Raw genomic sequence first — 20,330 nt, 5'->3', positions numbered from 1 at the left:
CATGTACCGGCACAGCATGGCCGATCTCTACGACGTTGAAGGCGTAGCGGAGCCGGACCGACAGGCGTTCGTGAGCCATACCTACGGCGCCCTGTTCGAGAACGGCACCGTCGCGCGGGGGCGGTCAGTGGCCCAGACGCTGCGCCGCACGCCGCGCACGGTCCGTGCTTCCGGCCTGGACGCGATCAGCATGTTTGTCCTGTTCGCGCCGATGGTGGGGGACGTGGACGGGCTGGACGTCAACGCGCCTTCGGGCACGGTGCATTTCCGCGATCTGTCGCGGCCGTCGGCCGCCCACGCCCACGCCATTGATCTGGTGAATGTTGTGGTGCCGCGCATGGTGGCGCCGATGTGGATGCGTGACGGAGCGGTGCACGGCGCCTCCATTCCGCCGAGCAACCCGATGGGTCGTCTGCTGGCCAGCCACCTGTGCCTGTTGTCCGAGGGTGGATCGATGATGCGCCATGATGAAGGCGGCGCGGCTATCGAGGCTGCCCTGCTGATTGCGGAACGCGCCCTGGGCCGACACAGCGAAGTCACCGCAGATCAATCGGCCTCGATCCACGCCACGGTCCGCCATCAGGCGACCGGCTATATGAAGGCCCGTCTGCTGGATCCGACCCTGACGGTGCAGGATATCGTGGAGGCGACCGGGGTGTCGCGCACCACCCTGTTCCGGGCCTTCGCGCCAGGCGGCCTGCGTCGCCACATGGTGAACCTGCGACTGGATCAGGCTCGCTCGGCGCTGAACGGCCGGGATCCGCGGCGCCAGACGGTCGCCGAGGTCGCCTACCGCCACGGCTTCGCCAGCGCGGCGCACTTCGGCAGACTGTATCGCGAGCGTTTCGGCCATGCGCCGGGTGAGATGACCGCCCGCTATGTGGAGACGCGAACGGCCAACGACGCGACTCACTCGGCTATCCGCCACGATCTGGTGTTCAGTTGGCTGCGCGGACGACGCCAGGACGGACAGCCCGCGAAAGCCGCCTGACTTCAGTCCGGGCTGCTGCCGGGCGGATATCCGAACGTCTTCCGGAACGCGCGGCTGAAGTGGGAATCGCTGGCGAAACCATGGGTATGAGCGACCTCGCCGACCGTGGGGCGGGCGCCGACTCGCGCCGCCAGGACATCACGCGCGTTCTCCAGCCGTCGCTGGCGAATATAGGCCTGCACCCCGCCGACAGGTCGGAAAGCGCGATACAGGCTTGAGCGCGACAGGCCCAGCGCGACCATCAGGGTGTCGGCGCAGAGTTCCGGATCGAGCAGTCGCGCCTCCACGAGTCGCGCCGCCTCGACCATCTCGGCATCGCCCTTGGCCCAGTCGGGCGCGTCCGGCTCAGGCGGGCGGTCCCAGACCTGTCGGGCCATCAGCAGGATGGCGTCAATCACGACGGCGGTGTCTTCCGTGTCGGAAGGAGCCGGCAGCCCGACCAACCCGACCATCAGGCTGTTGATCAGCGCGGTCAGCGTCGAGGGCGCGACCGCCTGGATGCCGGTGATCCCGGTCAGCCAGGGCGGCGCGCCTTCGCGCGTGGCCGCCAGGATGATGCGGGCGTCAATGACGGGGCGCGGCTCCAGCCCGGTCAGGCGTCCCAGCCAGAGATGCAGGCTGTCGTCCCCTGCTGCATGGCGCTCGACGATCAGGCCGACCGTGTCGTCCGGCATCGACGGGATGCCCTGCGCCGCCGACAGCACAGCATAGGCGCCGTGAACGGTCGCGGACCCGATGCGGGGGTAAGGCAGTGATGGAGGAACGCGAAGGGACGCGGGCATTCTGACTGTCCGTAAGCCTGCCCGCCTTCGGGAAACGCCCCCGGAGGCCAGCGCAGATCATGGTGCACATCTGTGCCTGACGGCTGCAAGTGCTTACGCTTAAACGGAAAAATATATTTCCCTGTGGGACGCTCAGACAAGATTTTGGGACGCGGAGGCATGGTTGCAGTGGCGTATCTGCGGCTAACAAGGGTGCTGGATGCGCGCGGGCGCCGGGCGGGGACGCCGGGGCGACGCGCATGACCGATGGTGTCGACTGTAGGCCGGGGGGCTATCGCCGACACCCGAACGCCGGCCTCGAGAGGGGTCGGCGTTTTTCTTATGTCCGACATGAAGGCGCGCCGCCTGACGCGAAGTTCGCGCGGCGTCGGGTCAACTCAAATGCTCTGGAAACCGCCCGGGTCGGCGGAAAGCGAATGGCGCACCCAAAGAGATTCGAACTCCTGACCCCCAGATTCGTAGTCTGGTGCTCTATCCAGCTGAGCTATGGGTGCGCACGGCCGCTAACGGCGAGGGCGGGTCTCTACCCCACGTATGCCGGGGGGGCAAGACCGGAGTGACGATTTCCGGACGATTTCGCCATGGGCCCTTCAGGGGTTCCGTTCGCGCCGTGGACGCGGCAGGGTGGATGCCCTCCCTGTACACGTCAGAGCGCCTTCATGAGCCTTCGTCCGACCCGTCCCGTCCGCACACTGGCGGCGGCCGCCGCTGTTCTCGCGATGGGGCTGTCGGGCTGTGCGGGCTGGACCGGCGCGGCTTCCCCGGCAGCGACACCCGCCCCGGCGCCGGCCCAACCGCCGCCGGCGCGCGGGCCGTTCGTGGCCGCCGCCAATCCGCTGGCGGTCGAGGCGGGCATGAGGGTGTTGCGTGACGGCGGGTCGGCGGTGGACGCCGCCGTGGCCGTGCAGGCGGTGCTGGGGCTGGTGGAGCCCCAATCGTCCGGTCTGGGCGGCGGGGCCTTCATGATGGTGTTCGACGCCGCCTCCGGAGAGGTCACCAGCTATGACGGGCGCGAGACCGCCCCGGCCGCCGCCACGCCCGAGCTGTTTTATGAGGACGGGCGGCCTCTGGACTTCCCCTCGGCGGTGCTGAGCGGGCGTTCCACCGGCGCGCCCGGCGCGGTCGCCATGCTTGCGATGGCCCAGAAAGAACACGGCCGTCTGCCGTGGAGCGCCCTGTTCGGCGACGCCGAACAGCTGGCGCGCGACGGCTTCGTGGTCAGCCCGCGGCTGGCCAGGATGATCGCCGCGTCACGGGGAGCGGGCCGGACCGTCTGGGCCAACGCCTATTTCACGAAGGCGGATGGCAGCCGCTATGTCGCCGGCGACGTGCTGAAGAACCCCGACTATGCGCGCACGGTAGCCGAGCTGGCGACGCAGGGGCCGGACGTCTTCTATCGTGGCCATATCGCCCAGGACATCGCCGCGACGGTGGCGCAGCAGCCCCGTCCGGGCGCCCTGACCGCTGCGGACATCGCGGCCTACCAGCCGGTCGAGCGCGGGGCCCTGTGCCGTCCCTACAGGATCTATGTGGTCTGCGTGCCGCCCCCGCCGTCGTCGGGCGTCGCGGTGCTGCAACTGCTGGCCATGGCCGAGCAGACGCCGGATATCGATCTGGGTCCCGACAGCGCCGCCGCCTGGACCGCCTTCGCCCAGCTGCAGCGGCTCATGTACGCCGACCGCGACCGCTTCGTCGGCGATCCGGCCTTCGTCGGCGTGCCGGTGCAGGGCCTGCTGGATCCGACCTATGCGGCGTCGCGCGGGGCGCTGGCGCCCGGCCTGACCGGTGCGGCCCAGCCGGGGACGCCGCCGGGCGGCTCCCTGATGGGGCCGGACGCCACGCATGAACCGTCGGGCACCAGCCATATGGTTATCGTCGATGCCGCAGGGAATGCGGTCAGCATGACCACCACGGTCGAGAGCGTGTTCGGCTCGGGCCGCATGGTCGGCGGCTTCTTCCTGAACAACCAGCTGACCGATTTCTCGTTCGCGCCGATCCGCGCTGACGGCGGGACGGCGGCGAACGCGGTTGCGGCGGGAAAGCGCCCCCGCTCCTCCATGTCGCCGATCATCGTGCTGGATCGTGAGGGCCGGCTGGTGGGGGCTTTCGGCTCTCCCGGCGGCCCGTCGATCCTGGCCTATAACGCCAAGGCCCTGATCGCGGTGCTGGACTGGAACATGCCGGTCGCCGACGCTTTCGCCCTGCCGAACCTTGTGGCGCGCGGCGACGGGTTCGGCGCGGACACGGACCGGTTCTCGCCCGCGGTCCGCGACGGCATGGCGGCGAACGGCATCACCCTTCAGCCCAATTCCAGCGAAAACTCCGGCCTTCACGGCGGCATCTGGCGGCGGCGCGGGGATGGCGTCTGGGCCTGGGACGGCGCGGCGGACGACCGGCGCGAGGGCGTGGCGCGGACCGAATAGGTTCGGGGGGGCGGGTTCCACGTTCGGGGGCAGACGCGGCTTCCGAAGGCCACGCCTCTGGTCCCCAGCCCTGGAGCCTGATCCCTTACTCCGGCTTGATGCTCAGCTGGAAGGCGATCAGGCCTTCGGACACGTCGGTGTCGATGCCGGAGCCGGTGCGCAGGCCTTCGACGCCGATCTCGCGATAGACCAGTCCGATCGAGCTCTGCACCGCGCCGCGGCGCATGGCCACGCCGATGGAGGCGTCGCCCATGAAATTGCCGCTGTCGTGGCTGACGCCGGAGCGGGCGTAATCGCCATCCCGGGTGCGGGCGAAATTATAGCCGACCGCGCGGCCGGAGCCGGCGGCGTAGATGTACCAGCGCTGGCGTTCGCCGAAGGCCTCGGTCCCTTCCGGCACCATGCGATCCAGATCCGGGCCGATGCGCAGGGTGGCGCCCGCCTCGGTCGAGCTGCCGCGGCTGCCGACGCCGACGCCGACGTGCGGGGTCAGGGTGACGTCGAGGCCCGACTCGGTCCGGCCCAGGGTCTCCGTCCAGCCGCGCACATAGCTGACGTCATAGTGTTCGGTGTCCAGCGCGGCCGGGTCCAGCGGTCCGGGCGGAACCGGGGCGCCGTCGGCGCGACGCAGACGGCCTTCAGTGCGCAGACGCAGGCGATCATTGTATTCGCCGCCCTCGAACCAGACATCGCGGTTCGAGGCCGCCCAGGCGGCGTCGCGCTTCACCGGGGTAAAGGCGTCGCGGTCGGTGACTTCCTCGAAGCCGCGCGCGTTGGCCTCGGCGAAGCGGGCGTCTCGGTCGATGCTGGTCAGCAGGTCGGAGACCGTGGTCGGTCGGTCGCGGGCGACGGCCCAGGGATCGTCGATAGCGACCTGACCCGCCACGGCTTCGCCGGCGGCGACCAGGGTCGCGCACGTCGCAAAGGCCAAGGCTGCGGCTTTGATCGCCGTAATACGCATTAACGGTCCCCTCAGTCCGCCAACAGACCTGACCCTGCACGATACGGGTCCGGTCGCCAACTGACATTTTCACGACACTGAGCAGCCCCGATTACGGCCAAACGGAAGCGGGGTTCCGTATGGCTACGCTTTTCCCGTCGCGGCTGTGGCTCGGGCGCGAAAAAGGGGCGGTGGCCGAAGCCACCGCCCCTTCAGGGTCTTGAGAGGAACCGGGCGCCTACTGGCAGGCAAGGCACTCGTCATAATCGGTGCGGGCCGCCGAGAAGAGGTCCGGCTGGTTCGGATCGATCTCGACCTCGGCCTTGTCTTCCGATCCGGCGAACGACGCCCGCTGCACAGATTTGGAGCGCAGGTAGTAGAGCGACTTCACGCCGGTCTCCCACGCGCGCCAATGCAGCATGTGCAGGTCCCACTTGTCGACGTCGCCAGGGATGAAGAGGTTGATCGACTGGGCCTGGCAGATCTCCGGCGCGCGGTCGGCGGCCAGTTCAACAACCCAGCGCTGGTCCAGTTCGAACGCGGTCTTGAAGATGCCCTTCTCGTCCTCGTTCAGGGCCTCGATGTGCTGGACCGAACCCTCGTGTTCCAGGATCGAGCTCCAGACGGCCTCGGTGTTGATGCCCTTTCCTTCGAGCAGCCGCTCCAGGTAGGGGTTCTTCACCGCAAACGAGCCCGACAGGGTCTTGTGGGTGTAGATGTTGGCCGGGATCGGCTCGATGCCGGCGCTGGTGCCGCCGCAGATGATCGAGATCGAGGCGGTCGGTGCGATCGCCATCTTGTGGCTGAAGCGCTCCATGACGCCCCGTTCGGCGGCGTCCTCGCACGGGCCCTTTTCTTCGGCCAGCAAACGGCTGGCCTTGTCGGCTTCGCGGCGCAGGTGTTTGAACAGGCGCATGTTCCACGACTTGGCCATGGCGCTTTCGAAGGCGACGCCCTGGCCTTGCAGGAAGGAGTGGAAGCCCATCAGGCCCAGACCCACCGAACGCTCGCGCTTGGCGGAATAGACGGCGGCGGCCATGGCGGGCGGGGCGCGGCGGATAAAGTCTTCCAGCACGTTATCGAGGAAACGCATGACGTCTTCCACGAACTGCGGCTCTTCGCGCCACTCCAGGAAGGTCTCGGCGTTGACCGAAGACAGACAGCAGACCGCGGTGCGGTCGACGCCCAGGTGGTCGCGGCCGGTGTGCAGCATGATCTCGGCGCACAGGTTGGACTGTTTGACCGACAGGCCCAGGTCCTTCTGGTGCTGCGGCATCTGCCGGTTCACCGTGTCGGAGAAGATCAAGTAGGGCTCGCCGGTCTGCAGGCGGATCTCGAGGATCTTCTGCCACAGGGCGCGCGCGTCGACTGTCTTCATCACTTCCTTGTTCTTGGGCGACAGCAGGTCGAACGTCTTGCCGTCGCGAACCGCCTCCATGAATTCGTCGGTGATCGAGATGCCGTGGTGCAGGTTCAGGGACTTGCGGTTGAAGTCGCCCGACGGTTTGCGGATTTCGAGGAACTCCTCGATCTCGGGATGGTGGATGTCGAGGTAGACGGCGGCCGAGCCGCGACGCAGCGAACCCTGCGAGATCGCCAGCGTCAGCGAGTCCATCACGCGGATGAAGGGGATGATGCCCGAGGTCTGTCCCGCGCCCTTGACCTTCTCGCCGATGGAGCGAACGCCGCCCCAGTAGGTGCCGATGCCGCCGCCGTTCGAGGCCAGCGAGACGTTCTCGTTCCAGACGTTCTGAATGCCGTCCAGCGAGTCGCTGACCGCGTTCAGGAAGCAGCTGATCGGCAGGCCGCGGTCCGCGCCGCCGTTCGACAGCACCGGGGTCGCCGGCATGAACCACAGCTTCGACATGTAGTCGTAGACGCGCTGGGCGTGCTCGGCGTTGTCGGAGAAGGCGGTCGCCACCCGGGCGAACATGTCCTGGTAGCTCTCGCCGGCCAGCAGATAGCGGTCTTCCAGCGTCTTCTTGCCGAAGTCCGTGAGTAGATCATCCCGCGATCGATCGATCTGGATTGACGGCACGACCGACAGGTGCGGTCGGGCATCGCCTTCGGCGTCTGCAACCGTCTGGAATTCCACCGTCTTCAACGCTTCGCCGCCAGCCATTTGATCGCCGCCCTGAACAAAAAATCTTCGAGGTATCCCCGCGTCGCAACCACAAGACCTAGTGGGTGAAGCGCGCCCCGAGCCCACATATGGGGCGCAGATGGCTAACCAACCGTCAACGGGCTTGACGATCACTTTCTGGGCGAATCGGCATTTGAACGGGGGATGAGCCTGTGGAGAAGCCGCGACGCGGGCATGACACGGTCACGCCACATTTAATCACGAACGCGTGATTGGAACGTCCCACAAACGGGACCGTTAGCTTGGCCATGACCGGGGAACAACACGTCGTATTCTGGCGCCGCGCACTGCGTATCGCCCGTACTGAAATCGCGGTGCTGAGCGCGCTGCTGGTCATCGCGCTGGGCGTGATGACCTTTGTCGAAGTCGCCGACGACATGACCGAGGCGGACGGCCAGATGTTCGACCTGCAGGTCCTGCACTGGCTGCAGCCGGTGGCGGGCGAACCGCGCGGGCCTTGGTGGCTGCATGAGGCGGCCGCGGACCTGACCTCGCTGGGCGGGATTTCGGTGCTGACCCTGTTTGCGGTCATCGCCTTCAGCTTCCTGCTGATCCAGCGCAAGCGTCTGTCGGCCCTGTTGCTGGTCGTGGGTCTGATCGGCGGAGTGGGCCTGAGCGAGGGGCTCAAGGCTCTGTTCGAGCGCGAGCGCCCGCCCATCGCCTACCAGGCGGTTGAGACGTTGAACGCCAGCTTCCCCTCGGGCCACGCCCTGCTGTCGACGGTTTTCTACCTGACGCTGGGCGTCATGCTGACCCGGGCCTTCCCGCAGAAGCGGTTCAAGGCCTTCGTGCTGGGCAGCGCCGTCACCATAGCCCTGCTGATCGGCCTGACCCGCGTCTATCTGGGCGCCCACTGGGCCTCGGACGTCATCGCCGGCTGGTGCGCGGGCGCCGCCTGGGCCATGGCCCTGTGGCTTGTGGCGTATGCTGTCGAGCGCCGCCAGAGCGCGGCGCACGCGCGACTTCAGGATGAGGCGACGTCCTAAACCTCGAACACCCGGTACGGCTGGTCGCCCAGCGTCCGCAGCACCGGCAGGGCCACGTTGTAGACCGGCACGCCCTTGTGCGTCTTGCCCTCAGGCGCGCCGCGGTGGGCATGGCCGTGGACGACCAGGCTGACGTTGTCATAACGATCGATGGTTTCGGCCAGCCGGGATGAGCCGAGGAAGGCATGGATTTCCGGCGGCTCGCCCATGACGGTGTCGACCACCGGGGAATAGTGAAGCAGCACCACCGAGCGTTCAGTGCGCAACATGCGGATCGAGTTCTCGATCTGGTTGGCGTCCTCAACCGCCTCCTGAACGAAGGTCTTGATGGACGCCTCGCCGAAGGAACTGAGCATGTATCGGCCAAAACCGCCGACGAAGCCCTTGCCGCCGGCGAAGCCGACCCCCTCGATCTCGAAGGCCTGACCGGTCAGCATCTGCACGCCGGCGTCGCACAGCATCTTCGTGACGTGTTCGGGCTGGCCGCACTCATGCTCGTGATTGCCCAACACCCCGACCATGGGAATCTTGCAGGCGCGAATGTCCTCCAGCAGGATTTCGACCTCGCGGGTCTTGCCGAAATTCACCAGGTCGCCGCACAGGCACAACACATCGGCATCGTCCGAGACCCGCTCGAACAGCGCACGGTGGGGGCGCTCGTGGTTTTCGCCGACATGGAGGTCGCCGACGGCCGCGACGCGCAGCTTCTTCGACGGACCGGGCTCAAGACCGGGCTGAGGCGTCTGGGGATCGACGGGCGTGTCAGTGGATTGGGTCATGACGCTCCTCCAGCCCCTTGCCGACGATGTCGCCGAAGCCCCATTCCGTGATGTCGGCGATGTAGTCGCGCGGGCTGAACAGGCGGCCGCGGCAGACCTTCACCCGCGGCGCGGGCAGGTCGACCTGCGCCTGCAGCCGACCTGTCAGCTCGGTCATCAGCCAGGCCGGAACGTTGTCCCGCTCGGTCGGATAGGCGAAGCGGAAGTTCAGCAGATGGGCCATCAGCACCTCCCAATAGAGGTCCATCTGGTCCAGCAGGCTCTTCCAGTTGATAGCGTCGGCCTGTTTCAGGATGACGTGGTTCACGTCGGCCCCGTCATAGCGGTAGCGGTCCTGGATGAAGACCTTGGAGAGGATCAGGGCGGTCGGCGAGGTGATGCCGACCTCGTGGCCATAGACCTGGATGCGGTCGTCGCCGAACCAGCTGTCGCTCACGGCGATGGTGCCGTTGGACATGGCGAAGATCACATCGAAAAAATGCTTCTCGTCCTTCCACACCTTGGCGATCCAGCGCTCGTCCTCGACATCGGTCCGGAAGCCCCGCGCCTGGAAGTAGGACAGGATGCGGGGGTAGTCGCCGGGCTTGCAGAAGACGTCGAGGTCCTTCGTCGGCCGCGTGATGCCGGTGTAGGCCGTCACCGCATAGGTGCCTGACAGCAGGAAGGGAATGCCGCTTTCCTTCAGCAGGCGGAGTGACTCTTCGTAGAAGGCCAACGCATCCTCGGGGGGATGGAAAGTCGGTTCAGGGACGGTGTCGGACATGGCGCTTCTCCGCAGCGCGGCAGAAGGGCGGCGCAGGCGCAAAAACGGCCCGGCCTGTCCGGCGGTTCCGTGCGCAGGCCCACACTCGCGTTACGGGAAAACCCTCATGCGACCTCAGGTGAGTTTGTTTACGGATTGACCCGTAACGGTATTCCATCGGGTTGGAGCCGGGAGGGCCTCCAGTTGAAGGGTCGTTGGCGTCTGTTCAGGCATGAAGCGGGTCGGGTCGCCGGCCCTGCGCCGTGGGCGTACGTTCTGCTCTTCGCCCTCTCCCAGGTCACCGGACACTGGAGCGCGGCCAATTTCAGCGCCGTCACCGTCTGGTTGTCGAACGGGATCATGGTCGCGGCGCTGCTGCAGTTGCATCGCCGTCCGGCCATGATGGTGGTGACCGCCTGTTTCGCGATCAATCTGTTTTCCAACGTCCTGCGCGGCGACCCCGGCATCCTGCTATGGGTGAACGCGCTGATGAACATGAGCCTGACCTGGCTGGTGGCCGTTCAGACGCGTCGGTTCTGCGGCGCCGCGCTGGACATGCGCCGCCCGGCTCGGCTCGTGCGCTTCGCCTTTATCGCCGCGGCCTCGGTGATGGTTGTGACGGCGGCGGGGATCAGCATCCTGTGGGCGATCCGCCACCCCCCGTTGCCGCTTCTGCTGTTCAACGCCCAGTCGCTGTTCACCGTGGAGCTGATGGGACTGTTGCTGGTGACGCCGGTTCTGCTGCTGTTCGCCCGCGCCCACCGTTTCAAATCCACTGCCCCGGCGTCGCGGCTGGAGGCCATGGCGGCGATGACGGTCATGGTCGCGGTCTCGGGCGCGATCTTCTGGCAGGATCAGGCGCCCCTGCTGTTCCTCGCCTTCCTCCCCATGCTGTTCATTACCCTGCGTCTGTCACCGATGCTGGCCGGAACCGCCCTGCTGATCCAGGCCGCGATCAGCGGCGTGGCGACCCTGACGGGACACGGGCCGGTCAACCTGTTCGATCCCCTGCCCATCGCGGGGCTGGAGGCGGTGCCGGACATCCTGCGTCGTCTGAGCATCTACAACGCCTTCATGCTGGCGATGGTGGCGACCGTCCTGCCGCTGTCGACGGTGATGAGCGAGCGGCGTCGGCTGGAGAGCCGGCTGCGCGCCCGCACGCTCGCCGCGCAGGAAGCCCGCCGTCGGGCTGAGGATGCCCTGGCCGCCCGCTCGCGCTTCCTGGCGGTCATGAGCCATGAGATGCGCACGCCGCTGAACGGCGTGGCCGGGTTCGCCGGCCTGCTGGCCGCGCGCACCGATCTGGCGCCGGACGCTCTGCGGCAGGTGCGCCACATCCGGGAGTCCGGCGACGGCTTGCTGATGCTGGTGGAAGACATTCTGGATTTCGCGCGCGGGGACGACGCCCTGTCGCCGGAGCCGCTGGACCTGGCCGCTGTGGCGCGGGAATCCCTGACGCCCAGCCGCATCGCCGCCGATGCGCGCGGGTTGACGCTGAACATTGATGACCACCTGCCGGCGCGGGCGCGCTTCGCCTGTGATCGCCGCGCCCTGCGCCAGACCCTGCATCCGCTGGTCGCCAACGCCGTCAAATTCACCGAGGCCGGTGAAATCGTGGTGCGTCTGGATCATCATGCCGACGGCGTCGTCATCCAGGTGTCCGATACCGGTTGCGGCATCCCGCCTGAGGCCATGCCTGATCTGTTCGAGGCCTTCGCCCAGGGCGACGCGTCCATCCGTCGTCGTCACTCCGGGGCGGGACTGGGTCTGGCTCTGGTCGCGCGTCACGTGGCCCGGATGGGGGGGCGCATCGAGGTCGAAAGCGCGCCGGACCAGGGCTCGACCTTCATCCTTCACCTGCCACTGGAGCGGGTCGCGGACGCCGCGACGGAAACGGTTGGAACGCGGATTGACCTGCCCGTCGTTTCGCCTGTCGAGACGGAGGCAGAGCGGGCGCCGCGGGTGCTGGTCGTCGATGATCATCCGGTCAACCGCGAGGTCGCCCGCATCATGCTGCAGGCCCTCGGCTGTGACGTGGTCGAGGTCGTCGATGGCGTCGAGGCCATCGAGGCCGTGCAGGCCGATGTCTTCGACCTGGTGCTGATGGATGTCCGTATGCCGCGCATGGACGGGTTGGAGGCAACGCGTCGTATTCGCGGCCTGCCGCAGGGGGAGGGGCTGGCTATCGTCGCCATGACCGCCGACGCCATGCCCGAAGACGTGGTCCGCTGCCTCGCGGCCGGCATGAACGCCCACCTCGCCAAACCGGTCAGTCAGGCCAGCCTGTTCGACGCCGTCAGCCGCGCCCTGTCTGGCGATCTGCCGGATGCCGACGTCGGCCGGGCGGCCTAGCTGTCGAACGGGAACCTTTCGGTCCAGAAGGCTTGAAGCTCCGGCAAGGCGTCTACCCGCTTCATCACCGCGGCCATCTTCGGCGCGACGGCCTCGAACCGCTCACGGCGCGGCGTCCAGCGACTGACCACGGCGACGTAAAGATCCAGCACGGTCAGTTCGTCGCCCAGCAGCCAGCGCCCGGGGTTGATCTGGCTGTCCATGACCGCCCAGCAGTCAGCGATCCGATCGGCGGTCAGGGTCCTGATCCGCACTTGTGAGGCGACATCCTCGCCGCCCAGCCGCGACGGGACGTCCCGCACCCAGAACATCGAATAGATGGAGGCCGGGATGAAGCTCATCCAACGCAGGAATTGCGCCCGGCGCGCATCGCCCGGCTTCGGCGCGAGTGCGGCCTCGGGATGCTGTTCGGCCAGCCAGATCAGAATGGCGGCGCTCTCGGTGATCGTTTCACCGGCAGGCGTGATCAGGGCCGGGATCTGACGCATCGGATTGATCGGAGCGACCTTTTCGCGCTCGTGATCGCCTTCCCAGGTGATCGCCTCGATCACTTCACAGGGGGCGCCGATCAGCGTCAGCGCCGCCTCCACCGGGACCGAACCCGAGCCCGCAGCTCCGTAGAGCGTGTAGGTCATCCGCTGTCCTCCTCAGTTCAAAGCCTGCGCCCAAGGGCGGAGTTCCGCACTCAAGTCGTTGGCGTGGCGGCACAAGCTCCGCTTGGACTGTCCCCCGCTCCGTCCCCAAGATTGTATGGCTTTCCTACTACATCTAGCGGGTTTGGAAAAAGTGATCGCTAAATAGCCTCGTTTCGGCTTGGCGCCGGGGCCGCTCGCCCGCATGGTGAAACTCCATTTCACGGATTCGCCGTCAGAGCTCTCACGATGAACGCGCATGTCTCGCCCACCGGTCTGACCTCGCCGGGTCTGCTGACCCCCTCGGCCGCCTACAAGCCGTTCCGCTACCCGTGGGCGTTCGACATGTGGAAGAAGCAGCAGCAGGTCCACTGGATGCCCGAAGAGGTTCCGCTGGGCGAGGACATGAAGGACTGGGCGGTCAATCTGACCGACAGCGAGCGTAACCTCCTGACCCAGATCTTCCGCTTCTTCACCCAGGCGGACATCGAGGTTCAGGACAACTACATGGAAAAATACGGTCGGGTGTTCAAACCGACCGAGGTCAAGATGATGCTGGCGAGCTTCGCCAACATGGAGACCATCCACATCGCGGCCTACGCCCTGCTGCTCGAGACCATCGGCATGCCCGAGAGCGAGTTCGGCGCCTTCATGGAATACGAGGCCATGCGGGACAAGCACGACTACATGGGGCAGTTCGGGGTCGAGACGAACGCCGACATCGCGCGGACCCTGGCCATGTTCGGCGGCTTCGCCGAGGGCCTGCAGCTGTTCGCCTCGTTCGCGATGCTGATGAATTTCCCGCGCCAGAACAAGATGAAGGGCATGGGCCAGATCGTCTCGTGGTCCGTGCGCGACGAGAGCCTGCACTGCGAAGGCATCATCAAGCTGTACCACGCCTTCAACAAGGAGACCGGCGCGGTCACGCCACAGGTCGCCAACGACATCGTCGAGTGCTGCCGGACGGTGGTCGAGATGGAAGACAAATTCATCGATCTGGCCTTCGAAATGGGCCCGGTGAACGGCATGGTCGCCGAGGACATCAAGCAGTACATCCGCTTCATCGCCGACTGGCGCCTGCGCCAGCTGCATCTGCCGGAGCTGTTCGGGGTCAAGGAAAATCCGCTGCCCTGGCTGCAGTCGCTGCTGTCGGGCGTGGAGCACGCCAACTTCTTCGAGGCCCGCGCCACGGAATACTCCAAGGCCGCGACCAAGGGCTCGTGGCACGGCGCCGAAGGCGTCTGGGGCTCGTTCGACGCCCTGATGAAGAAGCGTCAGGAAGAGACGGAGGCGTAAGCCTCCGTCGGCCCTGTCTCCGAACGTGACCGCGTCACCGACGCGGTTGCGCTAGGATAGCGGGATGACCGCTCGCTCTGTCCCCAATGTCGCCCTCGTCGGCTTCGGCTACGCCGGGCAGACCTTTCATGCGCCTCTGATCGCGGCCTGCCCGGAGCTGCGGCTGCACACCGTCGTCAGCAGCCGGCCGGACACGGTCCGTGCGGTCTGGCCCGACGTGCGTGTCGTGGCCGACCTGGACGCGGTGCTGGCCGATGCCGACATCGATCTGGTCGTGCTGGCCACCCCAAACGTCCTGCACGCGCCACAGGCCCGCGCGGCCTTGGAGGCGGGCAAGGCTGTGGTGATCGACAAGCCGTTCGCCCTGTCGCTGGACGAGGCGCGCGGGGTTGCGGATCTGGCGCGACACAGAGGCTTGTTCCTGTCGGTCTTCCACAACCGTCGCTGGGACGCGGACTTCCTGGGACTGCAGCAGCAGATCGCCACCGGCGCGCTGGGACCCATCCGCACCTTCGAGAGCCATTTCGACCGCTTCCGCCCGGAGGTCCGCGACCGCTGGCGCGAGCGGGACGGACCCGGCGGCGGCATCTGGAACGATCTGGGACCACACCTGATCGATCAGGCACTGGTCCTGTTCGGCCTGCCGCTAGGGGTGACGTGCAAACTGGCGGTGCTGCGCGAGGGCGGACAGGCGGTCGACTGGGCCCATGCGGTGCTTCGCTATACTGACAAGCGGGTGATCCTGCACGCCGACATGACCACGCCTGCGCCTGACATGCGCTTCGCCGTGCACGGAGGGACAGCGTCCTGGCTGAAGTCAGGGCTGGATGTGCAGGAGGATCAGCTGAAGTCGGGCCTGCCGGTCAGCGGGCAGGGTTGGGGCGTCGATCCGTCGCCGGCCACGGTGGTCGACGGTGCAACGGGGGCGCGGTCGCAGGTCGCCTGCCCGCCCGGCGACTATGCGGCCTATTACGCCGCCATCGCCGCCGCCCTGACCGGCAGGGGTGCGAACCCTGTGCCGCCGGAGCAGGCGCTGGCGGTGATGGCCGTGCTGGAAGCCGGGATCGAGAGCGACCGGCTGAGGGCGGAGGTCGCCCTGTCTCAGGTCCCCGGCTGAACATAGGGGATCCGGCCGAAGAACCGCCGCTCGTCGCCGCGCGGATCGTTCTCCATCCGCGGTGGCAGGTCCATGATCATGGTTTCACGCCGCGCGAGTGAATAGGGCGTCCAACGCGGCAGGCCCGCGTGGTTCGGATCGCCGGTGCGGGCGAAGGCGAGCAGGGCGTCGGCCATCGCGGCGGAGACAATCGGCGTCAGGGCGTTGCCTCCGGCCGAGTCCGCCACCGCGACATTGTCCAGCATCAGCGGGATGTCCGACGTATGGAAGGCCCCGGTCCGACCGTTGGGCAAACGTCCCGGCCAGTCCAGCTGGTAGACAAAGGCGGGCGCTCCCTGCGCCGCGCGCATCTCCGCCTCGATCACCGCCGCCCGCCACGACCGCGCCGCCGTGGTCGCACGGATGAGGACCTGGTCAGGGCTGAGTGCGGGATGGTTGGCGCGGTACCAGGCGACCACCTCTTCCGGGGCCACGTCGATACGCATCTGTGACGGCGTCAGCTTCGCGGGCAGGGCGTCCCACGTCAGGTTCGCATTGGCCGGGTCGTCGCCGAGGAAGGCCAGCGTCTCCTCCCGGCAGTTGCCGATCATCATCGGGATGGAGGCCGACTGCGCCGGCGCGTCGGGGAAGAAGGGGTGGCGTAGCAGGCTGCGCCCGTCCAGCACCGGTCCGAAATAGAGGGAGCCGCCGAGGATGGGATCGGTCGCCCCCGCTGCCTCCAGCAGGCGCGCGACCGGCATCGTACGGACCTCGTCGATGCGATCCGGTGTGAGGCCCAGCGCCTCCAGCCAGACCTGCCCCCGCTTCGTCGCGTTCAGCGGACCGGAGGCGGTGACTTGCTGACCGCTCATGGTCACGGCGCGGTGGAACAGTCCGGCGGCGAAGGGCATGGCCATCAGGGTGGCGATCTTGGCCCCGCCGCCGGACTGACCGACAAGGGTGACGCAGGCCGGATCGCCGCCGAAGGCCGCGATATTGTCCCGCACCCATTCCAGCGCCAGGATCAGGTCCAGCTGACCCAGATTACCGCTGTCCTCGAACCCCGGCGCGATCCGGGCCAGCGGCGCATAGCCCAGCACGCCCAGACGGTGGTTGACGGTCACGACCACCACATCGCCCCGCGCCGCCAGCCGCGCGCCGTTCGTCAGCGGGCTGGAGCCCGAGCCGGTCGAGTAGGCGCCGCCGTGGATGTAAACGATCACCGGACGCGCCCCGGCGTCGACGGCGGGCGTCCAGACGTTCAGACGCAGGCAGTCCTCGGATTGGTTGGGCTCAGCGCCGCGCTGGGGCGAGGCGGGACCGTAGGCGTCGGCAACCCGTCGGCCCTGCCAAACGGCCGGCGGACGCGGCGGCTGGAAGCGCTCAGCCTGTCCGTAAGGGACGCCCTTGGCCGACAGGACATCGCCGTCCCCTGTCAGCCGCACCTCGCCGGATCGGGTCGTGGCGACGACCCGTTGACGGTCCCGCGCCTTCGCCCTGGTCGCGCCCGCGGCCAGCATCGCCCCCGCGGCCAGCCCCAGCCCGCGCCGGGTCAGATCCCCGCGTACCACTCGTATCCCCGGTCTTCCCAATAGCCGCCCTTGCCCCGGCCGAGGTGGGCGAAGCTCTCTACGGCCTCGATCCGGCGGATATATTTGGCGTGCTTGTATCCGAGCTGCCGCTCGACCCGCAGGCGCAGCGGCGCGCCGTGGGGCACGGGCAGGACCTCGCCGTTCATGCTGTAGGCCAGGATGGTTTGCGGATGGCGGGCGTCGATCAGGTCGATGCTTTCGTAATAGCGCTCGCCGTCTTCCTGCTGATCCAGGGCGTCGAAACAGTGGAAGACGAGGTAGCGCGCCTCGGGCTTCAGGCCTGCCTCGTCCAGAAGGGTTTCCAGCCGCACGCCGGTCCATTCGGCGATGGAGGTCCAGCCCTCGACGCAATCGTGCTTGGTGATCTGGGTCCGGGCGGGGCGGGCGCGCAGCTCGGCCAGTCCCAGCGACAGGGGCCGCTCGACCAGACCGTCGATGATCAGCCGGTAGTCGGCGAAGGCGTCGGCCTTGAGCGCCAGATAGTCGGATGCCGCCGGGTCGATGGAGCCGTTCGGCCGGAAGTCGGGCGAGATGTCCGCCCGGTCGTAGGTCGGGGCCAGGGCCTCGCGTGGGACCACCAGCCGCTGCGCCCGCCGGGTCAGGCCCTCGCTCATTCGCCGGGCCTGATCGGTCACCGCATAGACGGCGCGGTCACAGGCCGAGAGGGTCGCGGCTGTGACGGTGGCGAGCGCGCCGATCAGCCATCCCCGACGGTTCATGACGGCTCCTCCGCGTCCTTGGCGGGCTTGGGCGGCTCGATCCGGAACCAGCCGGTGATCATCGCCCGCATATTGTTGGCCAGCCCTGTCCAGATCACCAGCCCGACGTGGATCACGATGAAGCCCACGATCAGGCCGGCGGAGATGAAATGCAGGGTCCGCGCCGACTGCCGCCCGCCCATGATCTCCAGCAGCACCCCGCCGATGGCGTTGAATCCCGGTGACATCGACAGACCCGTCACCAGCATCATCGGCAGCACGATCAGGACCATCGCCAGATAGGTCAGCTTCTGGATCACATTGTAGACCCGGGCGCGGTCATCTTTCGGGAAGTCGAATTTCGCATGCTCGACGACGGAATGGGGCAGGTCGCGAAGGTCGGCCTTCGTCGGCCACAACCGTCGACCGATCCGGCGCGAGATCAGTCCCCAGGCGAGGTAGATCAGCCCGTTGATCACGAAGATCCAGGCGAACAGGAAGTGCCAGCTGCGCGAGGTCGCCAGATCGCGCACCGAGGGCAGCATCATCCAGCCGGGCGGCGTCGGCGGGCTGAACCAGGGATCGGCGAAGGTCGAGCGAAGCCCCCAGTACAGATGCGGATGCGCCTGCAGGATGTTCAGCCCGGTCATCAGCAGCACCACGATCGCCACGACGTTCAGCCAGTGGGTGATCCGGACCCACAGGGGATGCCGGTACGTGTCCACCCGGCCGTCCGACAAGGGCCGGTCAGCGGGGACGGTCAGCGGCGGGGCCGGGGTGTCGGTCATGCGGGCCGAACGGTGTCACGCCCGCGCAGGGGGCGCAACGGGCCCAAGGTCACTTCGGCAAGGGGGCGGGCGTGATGCAGGTGCGGCCGCTGGCGCGGCAGGCGGCGACTTCCGCATCGTAGGCGGCGCGCTCGCGCTCCCATCGGGCCTGGGCGGCGTTGGCGGCGGCGACGTCGGCCTCCCACTGCACGCGCGCGGTGCTGGAGCGGGCGGCGTCGTCCTGCCAGCGCTGGTTCTCGCTGTCGAAGCGGGCCTGTTCGGCGGCCTCGGCCTGTTCAGCGGCGGCGTTGCGGGCCGCGATGCTCTCGTTCAGCTTGGCTGTGGCGCTGATTTCGGCGGGATCCTGCGCGGACTCGGGCGCCGAATGGTAGCTTTCACCCCGCTGGCGCAGCCAGTCGTCAGACCCGGGTGCAGGCGCCACCGGCGCGGTAGCTTGCACTTCGGCGGTCGGTTTGGCGCTCTGGGCCAGGACGGGCGTGGCGGCCATCACCAAGGCGGCGAGGCAGGCTACGGCGGCGGCGTTGCGGGTCATGTCAGGTCTCCGGAAGCGAAACGTCGCGAACAAGCTGGACCGTTTCGATGTGCTCCGCGAGCGTAAACGCGGTGGACGCGAAATGGCTCAGTTTGGAAAACGCAGTTCAAAGGTGGAGCCGCCCGGTCCGGTCTCGATCAGCGTCAGGGCGCCGCCGTTGTTGACCGCCAGCTCGCGCGAGATGGTCAGGCCCAGACCGCTGCCGCCCGACGCCCGGCCGCTGACGAAGGCCTCGAACAGGCGCTCGGAAATGCGAGGCGGGATGCCGGGGCCGTTATCGGAGATCAGGATCACGCAATCACCGTCGGCGGTGGAGCCGGAAACGCGGACCGCACCACGCTTGTCCGCCCGGGTCGAGTCGCCCTCGATGGCCTGCCGGGCGTTGCGCAGCAGGTTGACGAGGATGCGATACAACTGGTCGGGATCGGCGTGGACATTGAAGCGGGCGGGCAGGGCCTTCACCAGCTTGACGCCCTCCGCCGACAGGCCGGCATCCTCGGCGGCGATCGTCAGGGCGGCGGACAGGGGCGCGCGGACCTTCTGCGGCGCGGGCTCCTCGCTGCGGCCGTATTCCAGCACATTGCTCGACAGGGCGGCGGCGCGGCTCAGGGCGCGCTCCAGACGCGGCAAGGCCTTGGCGACGGCGGGATCAGGCGAATCGGCCAACCGCTCTGACGCCATCTGGGCCGAGGTCAGCATATTGCGCAGGTCGTGGTTGATCTTGGCCACCGCCTGGCCCAGCGCGACCAGGCGGGCGCGGGATCGCAGGGACTGACGCACCTCTTCCTGCATCCGGGCCAGTTCGCGCTCGACCCGGCCGATCTCGTCCTGCCGCTTGCTGGGCGGATCGCCCTCGGCCTCGGGATCGCGGGCGAAATGCTCGATGGAGCGGGTGACCCGCCGCAGCGGCTGCAGCACCAGAAACGCCAGACCGGCGTAAAGCAGGGCCCCCGCCACCAGGGAGACGAACAGGGACGTCAACAGGCTGTTCAGAAGGAAGGCCTTCAGTTCGATCTTCAGCGGCTGGGCCGGGGCCAGAATCTCGATGAAGTCGCCCGACCGATAGCGCGGTCGCGCCTGCACCCGGATGGAGCGGTCGGGGTGGCCGAACAGGGTCTGCCAAGGATCCATCAGCCGGGCCAGTGGGCGGCGCTGGCGCAGGTCGATCAGGTCAGGCGCCCGCGGCAGGTTGGGCGCCTGGAGCAGCAGGCGGCGAACGCCCTGATCGCCGACGACGACGGCCTGCACGCCCCCGATGGCCAGCAACTGCTCGGCGGTGTCGTCCTCGACCGCGGAATAGGGCAGGGCCTCGACGCCGACAGACGCCAGTTCCGCCGATTGCAGGCGGTCCAGCAGCCAGCGCTCGTGGAAGCTGGCGACACTGGGGGCGATGATCAGCACCTCGACCGAGGCCGCGAAGATGAAGGTCAGGGCCAGCAGGCGCCACGACAGCGCGTCCGGTGCATGGAAACGCGCCCGCTCACGCCAGTCGGCGGGAACGCGCAGGCCCTTGCGGACATCGCTCAGCAGGGCGCGCAGCGGCGGCGTCATTCTTCCC

General features: G+C 67.8%; 17 protein-coding genes and 1 tRNA gene. 6 read left to right on the top strand and 12 right to left on the bottom strand.

What is annotated here, in order from left to right; genetic code table 11:
- The first annotated feature begins 1 nt into the window (after position 1).
- Positions 2 to 991 (top strand): helix-turn-helix domain-containing protein, encoded by a 990-nt coding sequence (locus ACW174_RS03860; RefSeq protein ID WP_492016385.1) that lies wholly within the window; start codon positions 2 to 4, stop codon positions 989 to 991.
- Positions 992 to 993: 2 nt separating this feature from the next.
- Here ACW174_RS03860 and ACW174_RS03855 read toward each other — a convergent pair whose 3' ends face one another.
- Together ACW174_RS03855 and ACW174_RS03850 are read right to left on the bottom strand one after the other, a co-directional pair.
- Entirely contained in the window at positions 994 to 1,773 is a 780-nt protein-coding gene (locus tag ACW174_RS03855; RefSeq protein WP_492016384.1) for a helix-turn-helix transcriptional regulator, read from the bottom strand.
- 417 nt (positions 1,774 to 2,190) lie between these two features.
- Positions 2,191 to 2,267: transfer RNA gene (locus ACW174_RS03850), tRNA-Arg, on the bottom strand.
- 165 nt (positions 2,268 to 2,432) lie between these two features.
- Here ACW174_RS03850 and ACW174_RS03845 point away from each other — a divergent pair.
- Complete coding sequence (locus tag ACW174_RS03845; RefSeq protein WP_492016383.1) at positions 2,433 to 4,196, top strand: gamma-glutamyltransferase family protein; 1,764 nt, start codon at positions 2,433 to 2,435, stop codon at positions 4,194 to 4,196.
- 85 nt (positions 4,197 to 4,281) lie between these two features.
- On the opposite strand, the gene ACW174_RS03840 is transcribed toward ACW174_RS03845, so the two are convergent.
- Both ACW174_RS03840 and ACW174_RS03835 read right to left on the bottom strand, forming a co-directional pair.
- Positions 4,282 to 5,127 (bottom strand): lipid A-modifier LpxR family protein, encoded by an 846-nt coding sequence (locus tag ACW174_RS03840; protein WP_492016382.1) that lies wholly within the window; start codon positions 5,125 to 5,127, stop codon positions 4,282 to 4,284.
- A gap of 247 nt (positions 5,128 to 5,374) precedes the next feature.
- Entirely contained in the window at positions 5,375 to 7,258 is a 1,884-nt protein-coding gene (locus ACW174_RS03835) for a ribonucleoside-diphosphate reductase subunit alpha (RefSeq protein ID WP_492016381.1), read from the bottom strand.
- A 269-nt stretch (positions 7,259 to 7,527) separates the two neighbouring features.
- Here ACW174_RS03835 and ACW174_RS03830 point away from each other — a divergent pair, with 269 nt between their 5' ends.
- Entirely contained in the window at positions 7,528 to 8,265 is a 738-nt protein-coding gene (locus tag ACW174_RS03830; RefSeq protein WP_492016380.1) for a phosphatase PAP2 family protein, read from the top strand.
- On the opposite strand, the gene ACW174_RS03825 is transcribed toward ACW174_RS03830, so the two are convergent.
- On the bottom strand, positions 8,262 to 9,044 hold the full coding sequence (locus ACW174_RS03825; RefSeq protein ID WP_492016378.1) for a metallophosphoesterase family protein: 783 nt from the start codon (positions 9,042 to 9,044) through the stop codon (positions 8,262 to 8,264). The two genes, ACW174_RS03830 and ACW174_RS03825, sit on opposite strands and share 4 nt — an antisense overlap.
- Positions 9,028 to 9,807 carry a nucleotidyltransferase family protein gene (locus ACW174_RS03820; protein ID WP_492016377.1) on the bottom strand — a complete coding sequence of 260 codons (780 nt, stop codon included), beginning with the start codon at positions 9,805 to 9,807 and terminating at the stop codon, positions 9,028 to 9,030. The genes ACW174_RS03825 and ACW174_RS03820 overlap by 17 nt, the downstream gene beginning before the upstream one ends.
- 183 nt (positions 9,808 to 9,990) lie before the next feature.
- Between ACW174_RS03820 and ACW174_RS03815 the strand changes: the two genes are divergently transcribed.
- Entirely contained in the window at positions 9,991 to 12,138 is a 2,148-nt protein-coding gene (locus ACW174_RS03815) for an ATP-binding protein (protein ID WP_492016376.1), read from the top strand.
- Here ACW174_RS03815 and ACW174_RS03810 read toward each other — a convergent pair.
- Positions 12,135 to 12,773, bottom strand: a complete 639-nt coding sequence (locus tag ACW174_RS03810; RefSeq protein WP_492016375.1) for a glutathione S-transferase family protein — start codon at positions 12,771 to 12,773, stop codon at positions 12,135 to 12,137. The genes ACW174_RS03815 and ACW174_RS03810 overlap by 4 nt on opposite strands.
- A 246-nt stretch (positions 12,774 to 13,019) precedes the next feature.
- Here ACW174_RS03810 and ACW174_RS03805 point away from each other — a divergent pair, with 246 nt between their 5' ends.
- Positions 13,020 to 14,066 (top strand): ribonucleotide-diphosphate reductase subunit beta, encoded by a 1,047-nt coding sequence (locus tag ACW174_RS03805; RefSeq protein ID WP_492016374.1) that lies wholly within the window; start codon positions 13,020 to 13,022, stop codon positions 14,064 to 14,066.
- A 64-nt stretch (positions 14,067 to 14,130) separates the two neighbouring features.
- On the top strand, positions 14,131 to 15,183 hold the full coding sequence (locus ACW174_RS03800) for an oxidoreductase (RefSeq protein ID WP_492016373.1): 1,053 nt from the start codon (positions 14,131 to 14,133) through the stop codon (positions 15,181 to 15,183).
- On the opposite strand, the gene ACW174_RS03795 is transcribed toward ACW174_RS03800, so the two are convergent.
- The 5 genes from ACW174_RS03795 to ACW174_RS03775 all read right to left on the bottom strand — a co-directional run bounded on the left by ACW174_RS03795 (position 15,168) and on the right by ACW174_RS03775 (position 20,323).
- Positions 15,168 to 16,733, bottom strand: coding sequence for a carboxylesterase/lipase family protein (locus tag ACW174_RS03795; protein WP_492016372.1), 1,566 nt, complete (start codon positions 16,731 to 16,733; stop codon positions 15,168 to 15,170). The two genes, ACW174_RS03800 and ACW174_RS03795, sit on opposite strands and share 16 nt — an antisense overlap.
- Complete coding sequence (locus ACW174_RS03790) at positions 16,715 to 17,473, bottom strand: molybdopterin-dependent oxidoreductase (protein WP_492016371.1); 759 nt, start codon at positions 17,471 to 17,473, stop codon at positions 16,715 to 16,717. The genes ACW174_RS03795 and ACW174_RS03790 overlap by 19 nt, the downstream gene beginning before the upstream one ends.
- Positions 17,470 to 18,240, bottom strand: a complete 771-nt coding sequence (locus tag ACW174_RS03785) for a cytochrome b/b6 domain-containing protein (RefSeq protein ID WP_492016370.1) — start codon at positions 18,238 to 18,240, stop codon at positions 17,470 to 17,472. The genes ACW174_RS03790 and ACW174_RS03785 overlap by 4 nt, the downstream gene beginning before the upstream one ends.
- 49 nt (positions 18,241 to 18,289) lie before the next feature.
- Positions 18,290 to 18,772, bottom strand: coding sequence for a hypothetical protein (locus tag ACW174_RS03780; RefSeq protein WP_492016369.1), 483 nt, complete (start codon positions 18,770 to 18,772; stop codon positions 18,290 to 18,292).
- A gap of 87 nt (positions 18,773 to 18,859) precedes the next feature.
- On the bottom strand, positions 18,860 to 20,323 hold the full coding sequence (locus tag ACW174_RS03775; protein WP_492016368.1) for a sensor histidine kinase: 1,464 nt from the start codon (positions 20,321 to 20,323) through the stop codon (positions 18,860 to 18,862).
- Positions 20,324 to 20,330 lie beyond the last annotated feature (7 nt).

This window comes from Brevundimonas sp. AVps31 (assembly GCF_058681355.1).
This window is presented reverse-complemented; position numbering and strand designations above follow the sequence as displayed.

What these genes read in the sequence shown, in the direction of transcription:
- ACW174_RS03810 (WP_492016375.1), bottom strand. Translation starts at nt 12,773, where the DNA reads ATGACCTACACGCTCTACGGAGCTGCGGGCTCGGGTTCGGTCCCGGTG.
- ACW174_RS03805 (WP_492016374.1), top strand. Translation starts at nt 13,020, where the DNA reads ATGAACGCGCATGTCTCGCCCACCGGTCTGACCTCGCCGGGTCTGCTG.
- ACW174_RS03780 (WP_492016369.1), bottom strand. Translation starts at nt 18,772, where the DNA reads ATGACCCGCAACGCCGCCGCCGTAGCCTGCCTCGCCGCCTTGGTGATG.
- ACW174_RS03800 (WP_492016373.1), top strand. Translation starts at nt 14,131, where the DNA reads ATGACCGCTCGCTCTGTCCCCAATGTCGCCCTCGTCGGCTTCGGCTAC.
- ACW174_RS03790 (WP_492016371.1), bottom strand. Translation starts at nt 17,473, where the DNA reads ATGAACCGTCGGGGATGGCTGATCGGCGCGCTCGCCACCGTCACAGCC.
- ACW174_RS03775 (WP_492016368.1), bottom strand. Translation starts at nt 20,323, where the DNA reads ATGACGCCGCCGCTGCGCGCCCTGCTGAGCGATGTCCGCAAGGGCCTG.
- ACW174_RS03835 (WP_492016381.1), bottom strand. Translation starts at nt 7,258, where the DNA reads ATGGCTGGCGGCGAAGCGTTGAAGACGGTGGAATTCCAGACGGTTGCA.
- ACW174_RS03820 (WP_492016377.1), bottom strand. Translation starts at nt 9,807, where the DNA reads ATGTCCGACACCGTCCCTGAACCGACTTTCCATCCCCCCGAGGATGCG.
- ACW174_RS03860 (WP_492016385.1), top strand. Translation starts at nt 2, where the DNA reads ATGTACCGGCACAGCATGGCCGATCTCTACGACGTTGAAGGCGTAGCG.
- ACW174_RS03785 (WP_492016370.1), bottom strand. Translation starts at nt 18,240, where the DNA reads ATGACCGACACCCCGGCCCCGCCGCTGACCGTCCCCGCTGACCGGCCC.
- ACW174_RS03845 (WP_492016383.1), top strand. Translation starts at nt 2,433, where the DNA reads ATGAGCCTTCGTCCGACCCGTCCCGTCCGCACACTGGCGGCGGCCGCC.
- ACW174_RS03825 (WP_492016378.1), bottom strand. Translation starts at nt 9,044, where the DNA reads ATGACCCAATCCACTGACACGCCCGTCGATCCCCAGACGCCTCAGCCC.
- ACW174_RS03830 (WP_492016380.1), top strand. Translation starts at nt 7,528, where the DNA reads ATGACCGGGGAACAACACGTCGTATTCTGGCGCCGCGCACTGCGTATC.
- ACW174_RS03855 (WP_492016384.1), bottom strand. Translation starts at nt 1,773, where the DNA reads ATGCCCGCGTCCCTTCGCGTTCCTCCATCACTGCCTTACCCCCGCATC.